Origin of the sequence: Microbacterium murale (assembly GCF_030815955.1) — a bacterium.
Taxonomy (GTDB): domain Bacteria; phylum Actinomycetota; class Actinomycetes; order Actinomycetales; family Microbacteriaceae; genus Microbacterium; species Microbacterium murale_A.
The window spans coordinates 1,617,456-1,632,570 of the sequence record NZ_JAUSXK010000001.1 but is presented as its reverse complement, the minus strand read 5'-3'; the positions used below and the strand labels follow the sequence as shown (position 1 = coordinate 1,632,570).

General features: G+C 67.6%; 15 protein-coding genes. 5 read left to right on the top strand and 10 right to left on the bottom strand.

The genetic code is table 11. From position 1 onward, the window contains the following. Window positions 1-5: 5 nt before the first annotated feature. A complete protein-coding gene (locus QFZ46_RS08005; protein WP_307360174.1) occupies window positions 6-254 on the bottom strand; it encodes a MoaD/ThiS family protein in 249 nt (82 codons plus the stop codon). A gap of 91 nt (window positions 255-345) precedes the next feature. Here QFZ46_RS08005 and QFZ46_RS08000 point away from each other — a divergent pair, with 91 nt between their 5' ends. Together QFZ46_RS08000 and QFZ46_RS07995 are read left to right on the top strand one after the other, a co-directional pair. Then, entirely contained in the window at window positions 346-1,539 is a 1,194-nt protein-coding gene (locus tag QFZ46_RS08000; protein ID WP_307360172.1) for a ThiF family adenylyltransferase, read from the top strand. Then, the gene (locus QFZ46_RS07995) at window positions 1,536-1,949 is read left to right on the top strand and encodes a molybdenum cofactor biosynthesis protein MoaE (protein ID WP_307360170.1); all 414 of its coding nucleotides are present in this window, start codon (window positions 1,536-1,538) and stop codon (window positions 1,947-1,949) included. Before QFZ46_RS08000 ends, QFZ46_RS07995 begins: the two co-directional genes overlap by 4 nt. 29 nt (window positions 1,950-1,978) lie before the next feature. On the opposite strand, the gene moaA is transcribed toward QFZ46_RS07995, so the two are convergent. The 5 genes from moaA to QFZ46_RS07970 are packed head-to-tail and all read right to left on the bottom strand — an operon-like array spanning window position 1,979 to window position 6,234. Next, entirely contained in the window at window positions 1,979-3,073 is a 1,095-nt protein-coding gene (moaA, locus tag QFZ46_RS07990; protein ID WP_307360167.1) for a GTP 3',8-cyclase MoaA, read from the bottom strand. Between the two features lie 35 nt (window positions 3,074-3,108). After that, entirely contained in the window at window positions 3,109-4,206 is a 1,098-nt protein-coding gene (locus tag QFZ46_RS07985; RefSeq protein ID WP_307360165.1) for a sulfate/molybdate ABC transporter ATP-binding protein, read from the bottom strand. After that, on the bottom strand, window positions 4,203-5,042 hold the full coding sequence (locus tag QFZ46_RS07980; protein ID WP_307360164.1) for an ABC transporter permease: 840 nt from the start codon (window positions 5,040-5,042) through the stop codon (window positions 4,203-4,205). Before QFZ46_RS07980 ends, QFZ46_RS07985 begins: the two co-directional genes overlap by 4 nt. Continuing rightward, a complete protein-coding gene (modA, locus tag QFZ46_RS07975) occupies window positions 5,039-5,830 on the bottom strand; it encodes a molybdate ABC transporter substrate-binding protein (protein ID WP_307360163.1) in 792 nt (263 codons plus the stop codon). Before modA ends, QFZ46_RS07980 begins: the two co-directional genes overlap by 4 nt. Continuing rightward, window positions 5,827-6,234, bottom strand: coding sequence for a TOBE domain-containing protein (locus tag QFZ46_RS07970; RefSeq protein WP_307360161.1), 408 nt, complete (start codon window positions 6,232-6,234; stop codon window positions 5,827-5,829). The genes modA and QFZ46_RS07970 overlap by 4 nt, the downstream gene beginning before the upstream one ends. A gap of 232 nt (window positions 6,235-6,466) precedes the next feature. On the opposite strand from QFZ46_RS07970, the gene QFZ46_RS07965 reads away from it, so the two are divergent. Together QFZ46_RS07965 and QFZ46_RS07960 are read left to right on the top strand one after the other, a co-directional pair. Then, entirely contained in the window at window positions 6,467-6,997 is a 531-nt protein-coding gene (locus tag QFZ46_RS07965; protein ID WP_307360158.1) for a nucleoside deaminase, read from the top strand. A 39-nt stretch (window positions 6,998-7,036) separates the two neighbouring features. Continuing rightward, on the top strand, window positions 7,037-8,551 hold the full coding sequence (locus QFZ46_RS07960; protein ID WP_307360156.1) for an NCS2 family permease: 1,515 nt from the start codon (window positions 7,037-7,039) through the stop codon (window positions 8,549-8,551). A 301-nt stretch (window positions 8,552-8,852) separates the two neighbouring features. On the opposite strand, the gene QFZ46_RS07955 is transcribed toward QFZ46_RS07960, so the two are convergent. The 4 genes from QFZ46_RS07955 to QFZ46_RS07940 are packed head-to-tail and all read right to left on the bottom strand — an operon-like array spanning window position 8,853 to window position 14,364. Next, entirely contained in the window at window positions 8,853-9,617 is a 765-nt protein-coding gene (locus QFZ46_RS07955; RefSeq protein WP_307360153.1) for an SDR family oxidoreductase, read from the bottom strand. Beyond that, the gene (gene xdhC, locus QFZ46_RS07950) at window positions 9,614-10,492 is read right to left on the bottom strand and encodes a xanthine dehydrogenase accessory protein XdhC (protein ID WP_307360152.1); all 879 of its coding nucleotides are present in this window, start codon (window positions 10,490-10,492) and stop codon (window positions 9,614-9,616) included. Before xdhC ends, QFZ46_RS07955 begins: the two co-directional genes overlap by 4 nt. Window positions 10,493-10,504: 12 nt before the next feature. After that, complete coding sequence (xdhB, locus tag QFZ46_RS07945) at window positions 10,505-12,892, bottom strand: xanthine dehydrogenase molybdopterin binding subunit (protein ID WP_307360150.1); 2,388 nt, start codon at window positions 12,890-12,892, stop codon at window positions 10,505-10,507. Beyond that, entirely contained in the window at window positions 12,889-14,364 is a 1,476-nt protein-coding gene (locus QFZ46_RS07940; RefSeq protein WP_307360149.1) for a xanthine dehydrogenase small subunit, read from the bottom strand. Before QFZ46_RS07940 ends, xdhB begins: the two co-directional genes overlap by 4 nt. Before the next feature lie 183 nt (window positions 14,365-14,547). On the opposite strand from QFZ46_RS07940, the gene QFZ46_RS07935 reads away from it, so the two are divergent. Further along, window positions 14,548-15,102: a dihydrofolate reductase family protein gene (locus QFZ46_RS07935; protein WP_307360147.1), complete on the top strand. Its 555-nt coding sequence runs from the start codon at window positions 14,548-14,550 to the stop codon at window positions 15,100-15,102. Window positions 15,103-15,115: the final 13 nt, after the last annotated feature.

Sequence of the window (15,115 nt, the reverse complement as noted above, 5' to 3'; positions counted from 1 at the left end):
TTCGATCATCCTCCGGCGAACGGCGGAAGGATATCGACCTGCGCGCCGACCGGGTGCGAAGGATCACGCCGCACGACGCCGTCGACGAGGAACGAGCCCGAGCGGAGGACGCGCGACATCGGCGCGCCGTATGCGTGCTCCAGAACCTCGCGAAGCCCGCCGAGTGTCGGATCGGAGCCGAGGTCGAGCTCTTCCTGCTCGCGACCCGCTGCTTCTGAGGCGGCAGCGAAGTATCGCACCTTCACGATTGCCATACTGACCATCCTAGCTCGCAAGGCGGAAATAAAACTTCGTATCGTGGAAACTGTCTGTCGTGGAGCGGAGTTCGACGCGTACTATTGCAACATGATCCCGCTCGTCGAGCCGGGCCCCGCGCTGGAGCCCGAGCGCATCACACGTTACAGCCGTCAGCTGATGCTGCCCGGGTTCGGTGAGAGTGCGCAACGCCGGCTCAACGCTGCCCGTGTTCTCGTCATCGGTGCCGGCGGTCTGGGCAGTGCCATCGTGCCAGTTCTCGCGGGCTCCGGAATCGGCACGATCGGCGTGGTCGATGACGACGTCGTCGAGCTGTCGAATCTCCATCGTCAGCTGAGCCATGGTGTCGAGGACATCGGCCGGCCCAAGGTCGACTCGCTCGCCGACACGGTGCGGGCCATCGACCCGCAGCACGAGCTGATCGTCCATCGCGAGCGGCTGACCTCCGAGAATCTGCCGGCCATGCTCGAGGACTACGACCTCATCGTCGACGGCAGTGACAACTTCCCGACGCGCTACCTCGCCAATGACGCCGCAGAACTCGCGGGCAAGCCCCTCGTCTGGGGTAGCATCCTGCGCTTCCACGGGCAGATCGGAGTGGCGTGGCGCGGGCATGGACCGACGTTCCGCGACCTGTTTCCCTCGCCGCCCCCGGCAGACGAGACGCTGTCGTGCGAGTTGGGCGGAGTCCTGCCCAGCCTCTGCACCGCGATCGGATCGCTCATGGCGACCGAGGTCGTCAAGCTCGTCGTCGGAATCGGCGAACCCCTGCTGGGACGGGTGCTCTTCTACGATGCGCTCAGCGCCCGCACGCGGGAGATCGCGTATGCCGCTGACGAGATGCGTGCGCCGGTCACAGAACTCATCGACTACGACGAGTTCTGCGGTGTTCGCACCGAAACGGCTGCCGACGATATCGCCGCCACATCCGCTGCCGAGCTGCTGCAATGGATGAGAGAGCGGACCCCGGTGCGATTGATCGACGTACGCGAGCCTCACGAAGCGCGTGCGCGTCGCATCCCCGGCGGGCAGCTGCTGCCGATCGGCCGGATCGACGCGGGGGAGAGCCCCGAAGACCCGAGCGGCGAGTCGGTCGTCATCTACTGCGAGCGCGACCCGCGCTCGCAGCGCGCTGCGCGGACGCTCACCGAGCGCGGGTTCCGCGTGACGTATCTCGCCGGCGGCATTCAGGCCTTCGCTGCCGTCGGCGGAGATGTGGTCGGAGATGCGGTACCGGATGACGCGAGTCAGACAGCCGCCCAGATGGAGCCTGTGACCTCATGACGAACACCTTCGCGCTGATCTCCGAGAACCCGATCGACGAGGAGGCCGTCCGCGCCGCCGTTGGTTCGGACGAGCACGGTGCCGTCGTCACATTCTGCGGCGTCGTGCGCGATCACGACGGCGGGCGAGCGGTGCGCGCGCTCGACTATCGCGCGCATCCGGATGCTGCGCGGTTCCTGGCGGAGATCGTCGAGCGCGTGCGTGCGGAGACCGGGCTGCTGGTGGCGGCCGCCCATCGCGTCGGCGATCTGCGCATCGGCGACATCGCGCTGTACGCCGCGGCCTCCGGCGGCCATCGGGCCGAGGCGTTCCGCGCGTGCGAGCTGGTGGTCGAGGAGATCAAAAGAGGCGTGCCGATCTGGAAGCGCCAGCACTACGACGACGGCGTCTCGGAGTGGGTGGGGCTCTGAGCCGTGCCCGTCGGTGAATGGCCGGTCGGTCAGCCGCCGATGTAGCTCATCTCGACCCGCTGGCGCGAGGCGCGCAGCTCAGGGGTGAGACTCGACCGGATCTCGGAGTACCGGTCGTCGCGAGCGCCCCAGATCGAGGCCATCGCCGCGGCGAGCTGCTCGTCGTCGGCGCCATCGCGCAGCAGCGCGCGCAGGTCATGCCCCTCTGTCGCGAAGAGGCAGGTGAAGAGCTTGCCCTCCGTGGAGATGCGCGCGCGGTTGCACGTGCCGCAGAAGGTATTGGTCACTGACGAGATCACGCCGATCTCGCCAGTGCCATCCGCGTAGCGCCAGCGCTGCGCGGTCTCGCCCTTGGTCACGGCATCCATCGGCACGAGCGGATGCTGCGCGCTGATCCGCCTGACGATCTCTGCGGATGGCACCACTTCATCGAGCGACCACCCGTTGGACGTGCCGACGTCCATGTACTCGATGAAGCGCAGCGTGTAGGGCGTGCCCTTGAAGTGGGAGGCCATCGCCTCGATCTCGCCGTCGTTCAATCCGCGCTTGACCACCATGTTCAGCTTGATCGGCCCCAGCCCCACCGCATCGGCGGCATCAAGACCGTCGAGCACCCGCGAGACGGGGAAGCGCACGTCGTTCATCCGTTGGAACAGCTCATCGTCGAGCGAGTCGATCGAGACGGTGAGACGGCCGAGGCCGGCATCCTTGAGGGCCTGCGCCTTCACGGTCAGCGCGGAGCCGTTCGTGGTGAGGGCGATCTCGAGCTTCTCGCCGTCCGGTGTGCGCAGCGCCGCCAGGCGGGCGATGAGATCCTCGATGCCGCGGCGCAGCAGCGGTTCGCCGCCGGTCAGGCGCAGTTTGCGCACGCCGTGGGCGGCTGCGACTCGTGCGATCCGCTCGATCTCCTCGAAACTGAGCAGTTCATCACGATCCAGGAATGCGTAGTCCCGGCCGAATACCGTTCGCGGCATGCAGTAGACGCAACGGAAGTTGCAGCGGTCGGTCACGGAGATCCGCAGGTCGCGCATCGGGCGTGCGAACCTGTCGACCAGGCCACCCGTCGAGGGCAGGCGCGACGCCCCTGTCGCCCGCTCAGGTGCGGGAATCGGAATGATCGCCATCGCCGTCCCTTTCGTGTGGGCAACGGTAGCACCGCTCAACGCGAACGGCGCACAGAGACGTCCTGCGCGAGGATCGAGAAGGACAGCACCGCATCGGGCCGAACGCCCGCCTCGACCGCTGTCATGGACGAACAGTCGACGGCGATGCTCGGATGCTCGGTGGTGAACAGACGCACTCCGCCGGGGATCGACTCGAGGTGCGCGACGGTGCCGGTCCAGGTGTTGGGCGGTGTGTCGATCATGGTGATGTCGCGATGCGCAGCCTGATGGATCCGGACGGCACCGGGGGAGAACACCGCCGTGCCCGCATCGCCAGGACGCAGTTCGTCGCCGCGGCCGCTCCAACGGATCGCGCCAGCCGTGCCGTGATCCGTCTGGAGCAACCCGTGCCGATCGCCCACACCCGACACGAGATCCACGCCTGCGATCGCCGCGACGAACGGCGAGTTCGGGTGACCGAGCACCTCTCCGGTCGGGCCCTGCTGCACGACCCGCCCCTCATGCAGCACCACGGTGCGCGACGCGAGCATGACAGCATCCATTGGATCGTGTGTCACCAGCACCATCGGCACACTGACCTTGTCGCGCAACTCGGACACCAGGCGCCTGGCCTGTGCCGAGGTCTGCACGTCGAGAGCGGCGAACGGCTCATCCAGCAGCAGGGCATCCGGCGCCGCGGCCAGCGCACGAGCGAGCGCGACGCGCTGGCGCTGTCCGCCGGAAAGCTGCGCGGGCCGCCGCTCGGCAAGATCGCTGAGCCCGACGTCGGCGAGGTGTCGGCGAGCGATGTCGTCGGCCTCGGCACGCGGCATCCGCTGCGCTCGCGGACCGAACGCCACATTGTCCAACGCGCTCAGATGAGGGAACAGTGTGGTGTGCTGACCGAGCAACCCGATCCGCCTGCGCTCGGGTGGCACCGAGCGATCCAGTTCGCGATCGCCCAGCGCGATCCGGCCGGTGACCTCGCTGTGACGGCCTGCGTGATCGAGGTGGCCGGCGATCGCGCCGAGCAGGGTCGATTTACCCGAGCCGTTGGGGCCGAGAACGGCGAGCACCTCGCCCTCGGCGGCGGTGATCGCCGCCTCGAGGGTGAAGCTTCCGACACGGGCGCGGATGTCGACGTTGAGCGTCATCGGACGGCATCCGCTCGCCAGCCCCGCATCAGCAGGAGAACCGCGACCGCGACCATGATGAGCAGCAGCGACAGGGCGATCGCGGTGTCCTCCTGCACGCCTGCGCCATTGAACGCCGTGTAGATGGCGAGCGGCATGGTGCGGGTGACGCCGGGGGCATTGCCGGCGAAGAGCGCGGTTGCGCCGAACTCGCCGAGAGCGCGGGCGAAGCAGAGCACGGTGCCGGCCACCAGCCCCGGCGCGACCAGGGGGAGTGTGACCCTCCGGAACACGGTGAACCGACTCGCACCCAGCGATGCGGCCACGAGTTCATGGCCGGTCCCCGCAGTGCGCAGGGCGCCCTCGGCTGAGATCACGAGAAAGGGCAGGGCGACGAACACCTGCGCGATCACGACGGCGGTGGTCGTGAACGGGATCTGCAGTCCGGCCGCGGCAAGCGCCGATCCGAACAGTCCGCCCCTTCCGAGGAGCGAGAGCAGTGCGATGCCGCCGACCAGCGGGGGCAGCACGAGCGGCAGGGTCGTCAGGGTGCGCAGGATCGCGGCGAGCCACTGCGGACTGCGCGCGATCACGAGGGCGAGCGGCACGCCGAGTATCACGCACGTGATTGTCGCGATCGAGGCCGTCGACAGGGACAGCGTGAGCGCCTGCATCGCCGCCGGAGAGGTGATCGCCGCAGGAACTCCCGCCCAGTCCAGGCGCACCAGCAGGGCGACGAATGGCAGCACCAGCACGAGCGCGCCGAGCGCGGCCGGTACCGCCAACCACGGCGGAATGCGCCTCAGCACCGAGCCGCTCGCCCTGGTCTGGAGCCCTGCCTCGGCCGTCACGCTCATGGTGCGCCGAAGCCGAAGTCGCGCAGGACCGCCTGCCCGGCATCCGAGAGCACGAAGGCGACGAACGCCTCCGCGGCTTCCGGGTTCGCGGCATCCGTCAACGCCGACAACGGATACACGTTCGTCGCCTGCTCGGCGCCCTCGATGTCGACGGCGTCCACTGCATCACCGGCGGCCGCGATGTCGGTTCTATAGACCAGGCCGGCATCGGCCTCACCGGATTTCACCTTCGCCAGAACCGCCGTCACGTTCTGCTCCTCGCTGACCGGTGTCACCGCGATCTGGGCGGCATCGAGCAGCGTGTGCGCCGCAGCACCGCACGGAACCTCCGCAGCGCACATCACGACGAGCAGGTCGTCTTCTGCGAGGGAGGCAAGAGAGTCGATGTCGTCAGGGTTGTCGGGCGCGACAGCGATCTGCATGGTGTTCGTCGCGAATGCCTCTGCGTCAGGGGTCAGCCCCGCATCGATCACCTTGGTCATGTTCCGCTCGTCGGCTGACGCGAACACATCGGCGGACGCGCCCTCGATCAGCTGGGTCGCCAGGACGGAGGAGCCGTCGTAGCTGATCGGAAGCACGTCGACATCCGGATGCTGTTCCTCGAACCGCGTGGAGAGTTCATCGAAGGCACCGGAGAGGGACGCCGCAGCGAAGATCGTGAGCTCGCCGCTCGGCCCGTCAGCGGTGCCGTTCTCCACCGCACCGTCTCCTGCCCCCGTGCACCCGGTGAGAACGAGCGCACCGACCAGCGCCGTGATCACGGCTGCACGCCGACCGGGAGTGCTCACTGTCGTGCGTCCTTCTCGGTCTCGAGGATGACCATGGTCGCCTTGACGACCGCGACGGCCTTGGACCCGACATCGAGCTTCATCTCTCGGGCGGCCTCGGACGACATCAGCGAGATCACCCGGTTCGGGCCGCACTGCAGCTCGACCTGGGCCATGAGCCCGTCGATCTCGACCTTCGTCACGAGTCCCGTGAAACGGTTGCGCGCGCTGCGGCGGACATCGCCGACGTCGGCGACCTCGGTCGCCAGTACTTTGGCGCGCGCGGCGAGTTCGGCCCCCTCGACGACCTGCCGACCCGATTCGTCAAGAGACACCGAGAGGATGCCGTCCGCGCACCATCTGCGAAGAGTGTCATCGCTCACGCCGAGGAGAGCGGCCGCTTCGCTGATCCGAAAATGCGTCATACAACGAACACTAGCCCCGCATCTGCGGAACTACAATCACGAATATCGTCTAGCGGAAAACCGATTCCAAAAAAGGTGGACGAGGGGCCGTTTCGCTGTTAGTGTCGGATAGCCCCGCGACCCGCGAAGAACGGGCAGGGAAGAAACCAGAATCCAGCGGATCGACGAGGATCGCGCGAAACACCCGGCGTGACCTCGTTGCATCAGCGTTCAACGCAAGGGACTCTCCAACATGGACACGATCGGTATCACCACGTCCACTGAATCAGCGGCCGCAGACGCCGAACCGACACCGGCTGAATACCTGGCCCGTGCAGTGGAGCTCGCGACCGAGAACGTCCGGAACGAAGGCGGGCCGTTCGGCGCCATCATCGTCTCGGCCGACGGGCGCGTCTTCGAAGGCGTCAACCGCGTCACCGCCAACCTCGACCCTTCAGCCCATGCCGAGGTCACCGCCATTCGGAATGCCTGTCAGGCGCTGGGCACCTTCGACCTGAGCGGTGCCGTGCTCTACACGAGCTGCGAGCCGTGCCCGATGTGTCTCGCCTCCTCGCTGTGGGCGCGGGTCGAGAAGGTCTATTTCGCCGCCGACCGCAACGACGCCGCCGACGCAGGCTTCGATGATGCCGTCTTCTACCGCTATTTCGAAGGGGGAGCGCAAGACCGGGCGATCATGCCGGTCGCACAGGAGCCTCTTCCGCCGGCACAGCGCGTCGCCGCTTTCACCGAATGGACGCAGACGGCCACTCGTACCGAGTACTGACCCCCGACTGCCTACCCGATCCACCGACTGGAGCCAACGATGTCTTCACCAACTTCAACGCGCGACGACTCCGGCGAAGCCTCGTCGCTTCCACCGGAGCATCCACCGCTGCCCACCGGCGCCACGACCACGGTCGATGCGAAGCCGAAGAACGCGCTCGACCGGTTCTTCGAGATCACTCAGCGCGGCTCCACCGTCGCTCGTGAGATCCGCGGGGGCGTCGTCACGTTCGTCACCATGGCGTACATCGTCATACTGAATCCGCTCATCCTCGGCGGCGTGGAGGATGTCGCAGGAAACGCGCTGCAGAGTGCGCAGATCGGTGCCGCGACCGGTCTCACCGCCGGCGTCATGACGATCCTCTTCGGCGTGATCGCCCGCCTTCCGTTCGCGCTCGCCGCGGGCCTCGGCATCAACTCCTTCCTCGCGGTGGCCGTCGTCGGTCAGGTGACCTGGCCGGAGGCCATGGGACTCGTCGTGATCAACGGCATCCTCATCGTGCTGTTCGGAGCCACCGGCATCCGGACAGCGATCTTCAACGCCGTGCCGCACGCGCTGAAGGCGGCCATCACGGTCGGCATCGGCTTGTTCATCGCGTTCATCGGCTTCGTCGACTCGGGCTTCGTGAGTCGCACTCCCGGTGGCCCGCCGGTGCAGCTCGGCGACGGCGGCTCTATCACTTCAGTGCCGACGTTCATCTTCCTCATCGGCCTGATCCTCATCGGTGTGCTGGTGGCGCGCAAGGTGCCTGGCGGCATCCTGATCGGCATCGTCGCGTCGACGGTCATCGCGATCGTCGCGCAGTCCTTCCTCAAGCTCGGCTCGAGCGCAGACGGCCCGGGCGGATGGCACATGACCATCCCAGAGCTTCCGACGTCGTTCGTCACGATCCCCGACTTCGGACTGGTCGGCCAGTTCGACCTGTTCGGTTCGTTCGGGCGCATCGGCGCCCTTGCCGCGACGATGCTGGTGTTCACCCTCGTGTTCTCGAACTTCTTCGACGCCATGGGCACGATGACCGGTCTCGCCAAGAACTCGGGTCTCGCGTACAAGGACGGCACTTTCCCTCGTCTGCGCTCCGCCTTCGTCGTCGAGGGTCTGGGTGCGGTCGCCGGTGGTGCGACGTCGACGTCGTCGAACACGGTCTTCGTCGACAGCGCTTCCGGTATCGGCGAGGGTGCCCGCACCGGTCTCTCGTCGGTCGTCGTCGGTGTGCTGTTCCTGCTGTCGATGTTCTTCACGCCGCTCACGCTCGTGGTGCCGATCGAAGTCGGATCTGCGGCGCTGGTGGTCGTGGGCGCGATGATGATGGCACAGGTGAAGGAGATCAAGTTCACCAAGTTCGCTGTGGCGCTTCCGGTCTTCCTCACGATCGTGACGATGCCGCTGACCTACTCGATCGCCAACGGCATCGGCGTCGGCTTCATCTCCTGGGCCCTGGTCAATGCGCTCTCCGGCCGCGCCAGGAAGGTGCACTGGCTGATGTGGATCGTCGCGGCGGGCTTCACGCTCTATTTCGTGCGCGGGCCTATCGAGACGCTTCTCGGCGGCTGAGTAGGTCCCGCTCTGTGCCCGGTTCCGCTCGCGTGGTGCCGGGCACAGTCGCGTACGCGGCATCCGCGTGTCCACGGCATCCGCGTGTTCCGGCATCCGAACCCAGCCGAGAAGGATTTCCCGGCTCCGAACGCACCGGGACCCCGGAAACTCTTCCCGCATCCGGCCGGAGATCGGGTCTGCTGGGGCAGTTCGTGCTGTGGCCGTTCTCGGGATGGCCACGGATGGGAGAAGGGTTTCCGGGGTGCGATCGCACCCGAACCCGGGAAACTGTTCTTGCGTGCCCCCACAGGTCGAGCCGTCAGCCGCGGCCGATGAACGGCATGCCCGTTGCGGTGACCGTCAGCTGGGGCACGCTGACCTCGAGCGGCATGCGTGCGAGCTGGACCACGAAGTCGGCGACGTGGGTGGCATCCATCGTCGGCTCCTGACGACGTGACCCGTCGGCCTGCAGAGCGCCGTCTGCGACGAGCCGATCGATCAGCTCGGTGCGGGCGTTGCCGATGTCGAGCTGGGTCGCAGTGATCCGGTGCGGGCGTCCGTCGAGCTCGATGGACTTCGTCAGCCCCGCGATCGCATGCTTGGTCGTCGTATAGGCGACCGAACGTGGGCGCGGCGTCTGCGCCGAGATCGACCCGTTGTTGATGATGCGACCACCCGCGGGGGACTGCGACCGCATCTGCCGGAAGGCCGCCCCTGCGCAGAGCATCGCCCCGGTGAGATTGACCGCGAGCGTCGATTCCCACTCGGAGGGTGCGAGGTCGCCGATGTCGGCGTTCGGGCCGAAGACGCCGGCATTGTTCACCAGCACGTCGAGGCGGCCGAAGCGCTCCACATGGCGGCCGAGGAGCCGCTCCACCTGCGCACGGTCGGTGATGTCGGTCTCGACGATGAGGCCGTCGGTGTGCGGGGCGCCGTCGACCGCGGCCGTTTCCCGCAACGGAGCGCTGCGCCGCCCTGCCAGGGTCACGCCGAAGCCGGCAGCGAGAAGGGCGCGCGCAATGGCGCGTCCGATGCCGCTGCCCGCGCCCGTGACGATCGCAGAGGCGAGCGGGGCGTCGCTCATGAAGCGGCCTCGTTCACGGCATCCGGTTCATCGCCCTGATCATCCTGGACGGCGACCGGAGCCGCCTCGTCGATGAGCTGAAGGATTCGGGCGGCGACGCTGACGGCGATGACCGCCGGCTGCTTTCCCGTCACCTCCGGCACGCCGATCGGTGTGGTGACACGAGCGAGGTCGGCGTCGCTCTGGCCGAGCTCGGTGAGTTTCTTGCGGAAGCGCGCCCATTTCGAGGATGAGCCGATCAGGCCGATCGAGCGGATGCCGTCGGTGCGGAGCGACTGGTCGACGACGGCGAGGTCTTCGACATGATCGTGGGTCATCACCAGCACGTGCGCGCCGGCCGGCAGCGCGGAGAGCGCAGCCTCGGGGACGGGCGAGTGCGTGATGCGGACCCGTGCGACAGCATCGCCGAAGACGCCGTCGCGCCCCGGCTCGCCCAGCCGCGAAGGCGCGAGCATCTCGGGTCGGGAATCGATCAGGTGCAGATCGATCTCGTGCCGCGCGAGCACGCGCGCGAGCTCCAGCCCGACGTGGCCCACGCCGAAGATCGCGACCACGGGTACCACCCGCATCGGCTCGAGCATCATCGTGACCTCTCCTCCGCAGCACTGCACGCCGTACTCCGTCGTCGCCTTGTCGCTGAGCGTGAGCGTGAGCAGCTCAGGCTCAGCCGCGCCGGAGGCGAGCATCGCACGGGCTCGATCGATCGCGGTGGCCTCGAGATTGCCGCCACCGATCGTGCCGAACACGTCATCAGGGGAGACCACCATCTTCGCGCCGCCGTTGCGGGGCGCGTGACCGCGTACGAGGGCCATGGTCACGACGACGGCAGGAACGCGCCGCGTGCGCAGATCCTGAAGAGCGTCGAGCCAGTCCATCCCGTGCCCCGTTCAGCGAATGGCGGCGAGTTCGTGGGCGCCGGCGCGATCCGGCGTGACGGCCGCGTCCGTGGCAGCCTGCTGCACGGCGCGGACGGCCCAGAACACGGCCTCCGGTGTCGCAGGCGACCCCAGCTCGACCATGTGGCCCTCGGGCCCGAACGCGCCGACGGCTTCGCGGATCGCCTCACGCGCGCTGAACGCGAGCATGAACGGCGGCTCTCCGACGGCCTTGGATCCGTAGACCGCGCCGTCCTCGCGGGCGTCCTCGAACAGCCGCACATTGAACTCCGAGGGCATCTCCGAGAAACTCGGCAGCTTGTACGTCGACGCCGACTGCGTCTGCAGGCGTCCGCGGTTCGGGCCGTCGCTGGTGTCCCAGCGCAGTTCCTCGAGCGTCAGCCAGCCGACGCCTTGCACGTACGCGCCCTCGATCTGGCCGATGTCGAGCATGGGCGAGAGCGAGTCGCCCACATCGTGCACGATGTCCACGCGCCGCACGGTGTACGCACCGGTGAACTCGTCCACCTCGACCTCGGTGGCCGCACTGCCGTACGCGAAGTACTTGAACGGCGAGCCCTGCATGATCTCGGGATTCCAGTGCAGGCCCTCTGTGCGGTAATAGCCGGCCGCGAACAGCTGCACGCGCTGCAGGTAGGCGGCATTAGCGACCTCGCCGAACGTCAGGCGCTGCTCGATGTTGCCGAGCCCCGTCACGTAGCCGCCTTCGAAGCGGACATCGCGCTCATCGACGTTCAGCAGGCGCCCTGCGACAGCCGCCATGCGCTCACGGATCTGCTCGCAGGCGTTCTTCACGGCACCGCCGTTGAGGTCGGCGCCGGATGATGCCGCAGTGGCAGAGGTGTTGGGAACCTTGTCGGTACGAGTGGGCGCGAGCCGCACCTGGTGAAGCTCGAGGCCCAGCGCGGTGGCCGCGACCTGCATCATCTTGGTGTGCAGCCCCTGGCCCATTTCGGTGCCGCCGTGATTGATCAGCACCGATCCGTCCTTGTACACGTGCACGAGGGCGCCGGCCTGGTTGAAGGCGGCGAAGTTGAATGAGATGCCGAACTTGATCGGCGTCACCGAGAGCGCGCGCTTGGAGTGGGCACTGCCTGCATTGAACTTCGCGATCTCCGCCCGGCGCTCATCGATGTCCGCTTCGTCGCGCAGCTGGTTCCAGATCGTGCCGAGGCGATCAGCATCCTTCACGAGCTGTCCGTACGGCGTGCTCTGACCCGCCCGGTAGAAATTCTTCTCCCGGAGTGCGAGCGGGTCGATTCCGAGCGCGGGGGCGACGCGGCCGAGGATGTCCTCGATGAGGAACACTCCCTGGGGGCCGCCGAAGCCGCGGAAGGCGGTGTTCGACGCCTTGTTGGTCTTCACGATCCGTCCGTGGGCATGCACGTTGGGGATCCAGTAGGCGTTGTCGAGGTGGCAGAGCGCCCGGCCGAGCACCGGCTCGGAGAGGTCGAGGCTCCAGCCGCCGTCGCAGGTGAGCACGGCATCCAGGCCCTGCAGCATGCCGTCGGCGTCGAAGCCGACCTTCCAGGAGATGTGGAACGGATGCCGCTTGCCGGTCATCGTGATGTCCTGCGTGCGGTTCAGGCGCAGCCGCACCGGCCGGCCGGTGAGCTTGGCGCCGAGCGCGGCGATCGCCGCGAAACCGTGCGACTGCATCTCCTTGCCGCCGAACGCGCCGCCCATGCGCAGCGACTGCACGGTGACCTGGTTCGCCGGCAGGTCGAGCACGTGCGCGACGATGTCCTGCGTCTCGGACGGGTGCTGCGTCGAGCACTGCACGAAGTACTGGCCCTCTGAGTCGAGCGTCGCGAACGATGCCTGCGTCTCGAGGTAGAAGTGCTCCTGGCCGCCGAACTCGCTCACGCCTTCGAAGACGTGCGCAGCGGATGCCAGGGCGGATGCCGCGTCTCCGCGTTCGACGGTGCGCGCGATGCCTTGGAACGAGTCGGCGTCGATGGCGTCCTGCACGGTGATCAACGACGGCAGGGGGTCGTACTCGACCTTGACGGCGGCGGCACCGAGCCTGGCGGCCTCCTGAGTCTCGCCGAGCACCCAGACCAGGGCGTGTCCGTAGAACATCGCCTCGTCGGGGAAGAGCGGTTCGTCGTGCTTGATGCCTGCGTCGTTGACGCCGGGAACGTCGTCGGCGGTGAGCACGCGGACGACCCCTGGCACTTCGTATGCGCCGGAGACGTCAAGGGTGACTTTGGCGTGCGCGTTCGTGGACTGCACCGGCCAGGCCGTGAGCACGCCGGCGGTGTGCGCGGCGAGATCGTCGGTGTACATGGCGGCACCGGTGACGTGCAGTGCGGCGCTCTCGTGGGCGGCGCGGATCCCGACGACGGGGTTGGCCGGACGGTCGGCGAGAGCACTCATGCCGACACCTCCTTCGACTCGATGACGGCCGTGCTGTACAGCTTCAGCAGCGCGGTGTTGAGCATGAGCGCGCGGTACTCCGAGCTCGCACGGTGGTCGGACATCGGGGTGCCTTCGCCGCCGAGGATCTCGGATGCTGCGCGGACTGTTGCGACGTTCCACTCTCGACCGATCAGCATCTCTTCCGTCGCACGTGCGCGCAGCGGAGTAGCGGCCACACCGCCGAGTCCGATCTTCGCCGCCGTGACGATGCCGTCCTCGATGTCGAGGGCGAACGCGACGGCGACGCTGGAGATGTCGTCGAAGCGGCGCTTCGCGATCTTCTGGAAGGAGGTCACCTTGGCCAGTGGCAGGGGGATGCGCACGGCGCGGATCAGCTCGTCTGCACGCCTGACCGACTGGCGGTATCCGGTGAAGTACTCGGCCAGGTCGACCTCGCGCTCACCGTCAACGGACGTCAGCACCACGCGGGCGCCGAGAGCGAGCAGGGCTGGTGGAGTGTCGCCGATCGGCGATCCGGTGCCGAGGTTGCCGCCGAAGGTTCCGCGGTTGCGGATCAACCGGGACGCGAACTGCGGGAACAGCTGCGCGAGCAGCGGCACGCTGCCGTTCAGGCGCGTCTCGACTTCTGAGAGCGGGAGGGCCGCGCCGATCTCGATCTCATCGTCGCCGACGACGAGCGTGCGCAGTTCTTCGTGATGCTCGATCGCGACCACGAGCGGTGCACGGGAGCCGCGGATGTTCACCTCGACGCCCCAGTCGGTCGAACCGGCGACGAGGAGGGCATCCGGTTCGTCCCGCAGGAGGCGCAGGGTCTCGTCGAGGGATGCCGGACGGATGAAGCGGGACCCGTCGACCGTCGCGGCCGTGGCGACCGGCACGGGTGCAGGATCGGCGAGCCGCTGCTGGAGGGGATCGTCGCTCTCCGGCGAGCCCAAGGCATACGCGGCGTCGCGGATCGGGCGATAGCCGGTGCATCGGCAGAGGTTCCCGCTCAGCGCGTGCAGGTCGAATCCGTTCGGTCCGTGCTCCGCATCGTGCACCGGGCAGTCCTCGTCGGCCTCAGCGTCGTTCGCATCCACTGCCTTGCGATCGCCGCGGTAGAACTCGCCGGCCATGCTGCAGGCGAACCCCGGAGTGCAGTAACCGCACTGCGAGCCGCCGGCCTCGGCGAGCTTCTCCTGGACGGGATGCAGCGCATCAGGGCTGCCGAGCCCTTCGGAGGTGACGATCTCCTGACCGTTCAAGGCGTACACCGGTACCAGGCAGGAGTTCACCGACGTCCACGCGGTGCCGCCTTCGGTGGTCGGCGTTGCCAGGAGCACGGCGCACGCGCCGCATTCGCCCTCGGCGCAGCCTTCTTTGGCGCCGGAGAGTCCGGTGCTGCGCAGCCAGTCCAAGGCGGTGGTGTGGGCGGGGGTGCCCGCGAGCGGCCGGCTGTTCCCGTTGACGTTGACGGCGATGTCATTCATTGGTAGATCTCCTCAGATCCGGCGTTGCTGCAGGGCGCGGGCGCCGATCCGGATCCAATGATGCGAGTCTAAGCGCCCGACGATGCCGGGTGGGGGCCAAACAGATTGTCCTGTTTCCGTTATTCGGAAACACTATTCTGTTCCATGGAAAGGATATGACGGACTCGGGGCGCGGTCAAGTGCGTGTCGGACCATGCCCTCGACGGCGCGATCGACTCTCCCGGCAGCACGGCCGAGGGGCACCAGGGCGGAGGCTGGGTATTCGACACCGAGTTCGTGCCCGATGCGTACTCGCTGAAGGCGGAAGAGCTCGAGGAGACGACGGCTCTGCTGTTCGGCCGTAACAGTTACGAGGCGTTCTCGACCTTCTGGCCGACGTCGCCCGATCACGCGGCCTACCGGGACCTGCCGAAGTACGTCGCATCCACGACGCTCGCCGACGACGCTCTGGTCGACGGCTGGGGTACGACGAAAGTCCTGCGCACCACCGAGGACGTCGCCGACCTGAAGCAGACCGACGGGGGTGCCATCTTCATCCACGGCAGCGCCGATCTCGCCCTTCACCTGGGTGAAGCGGGCCTCATCGACCGCTACAACCTGCTGATGTTCCCGTATCTCCTGCCAGGGGGCAAGACGATCTTCAGCGCGAGCGGTGCCGATCGCCGCGGGCTGAGGCTGCGCGACTCCGCGGTCTACGCCAATGGAGTGGTGAAGCTCGTCTACGACGTCCGTCGCTGACGGACTCGCAGCA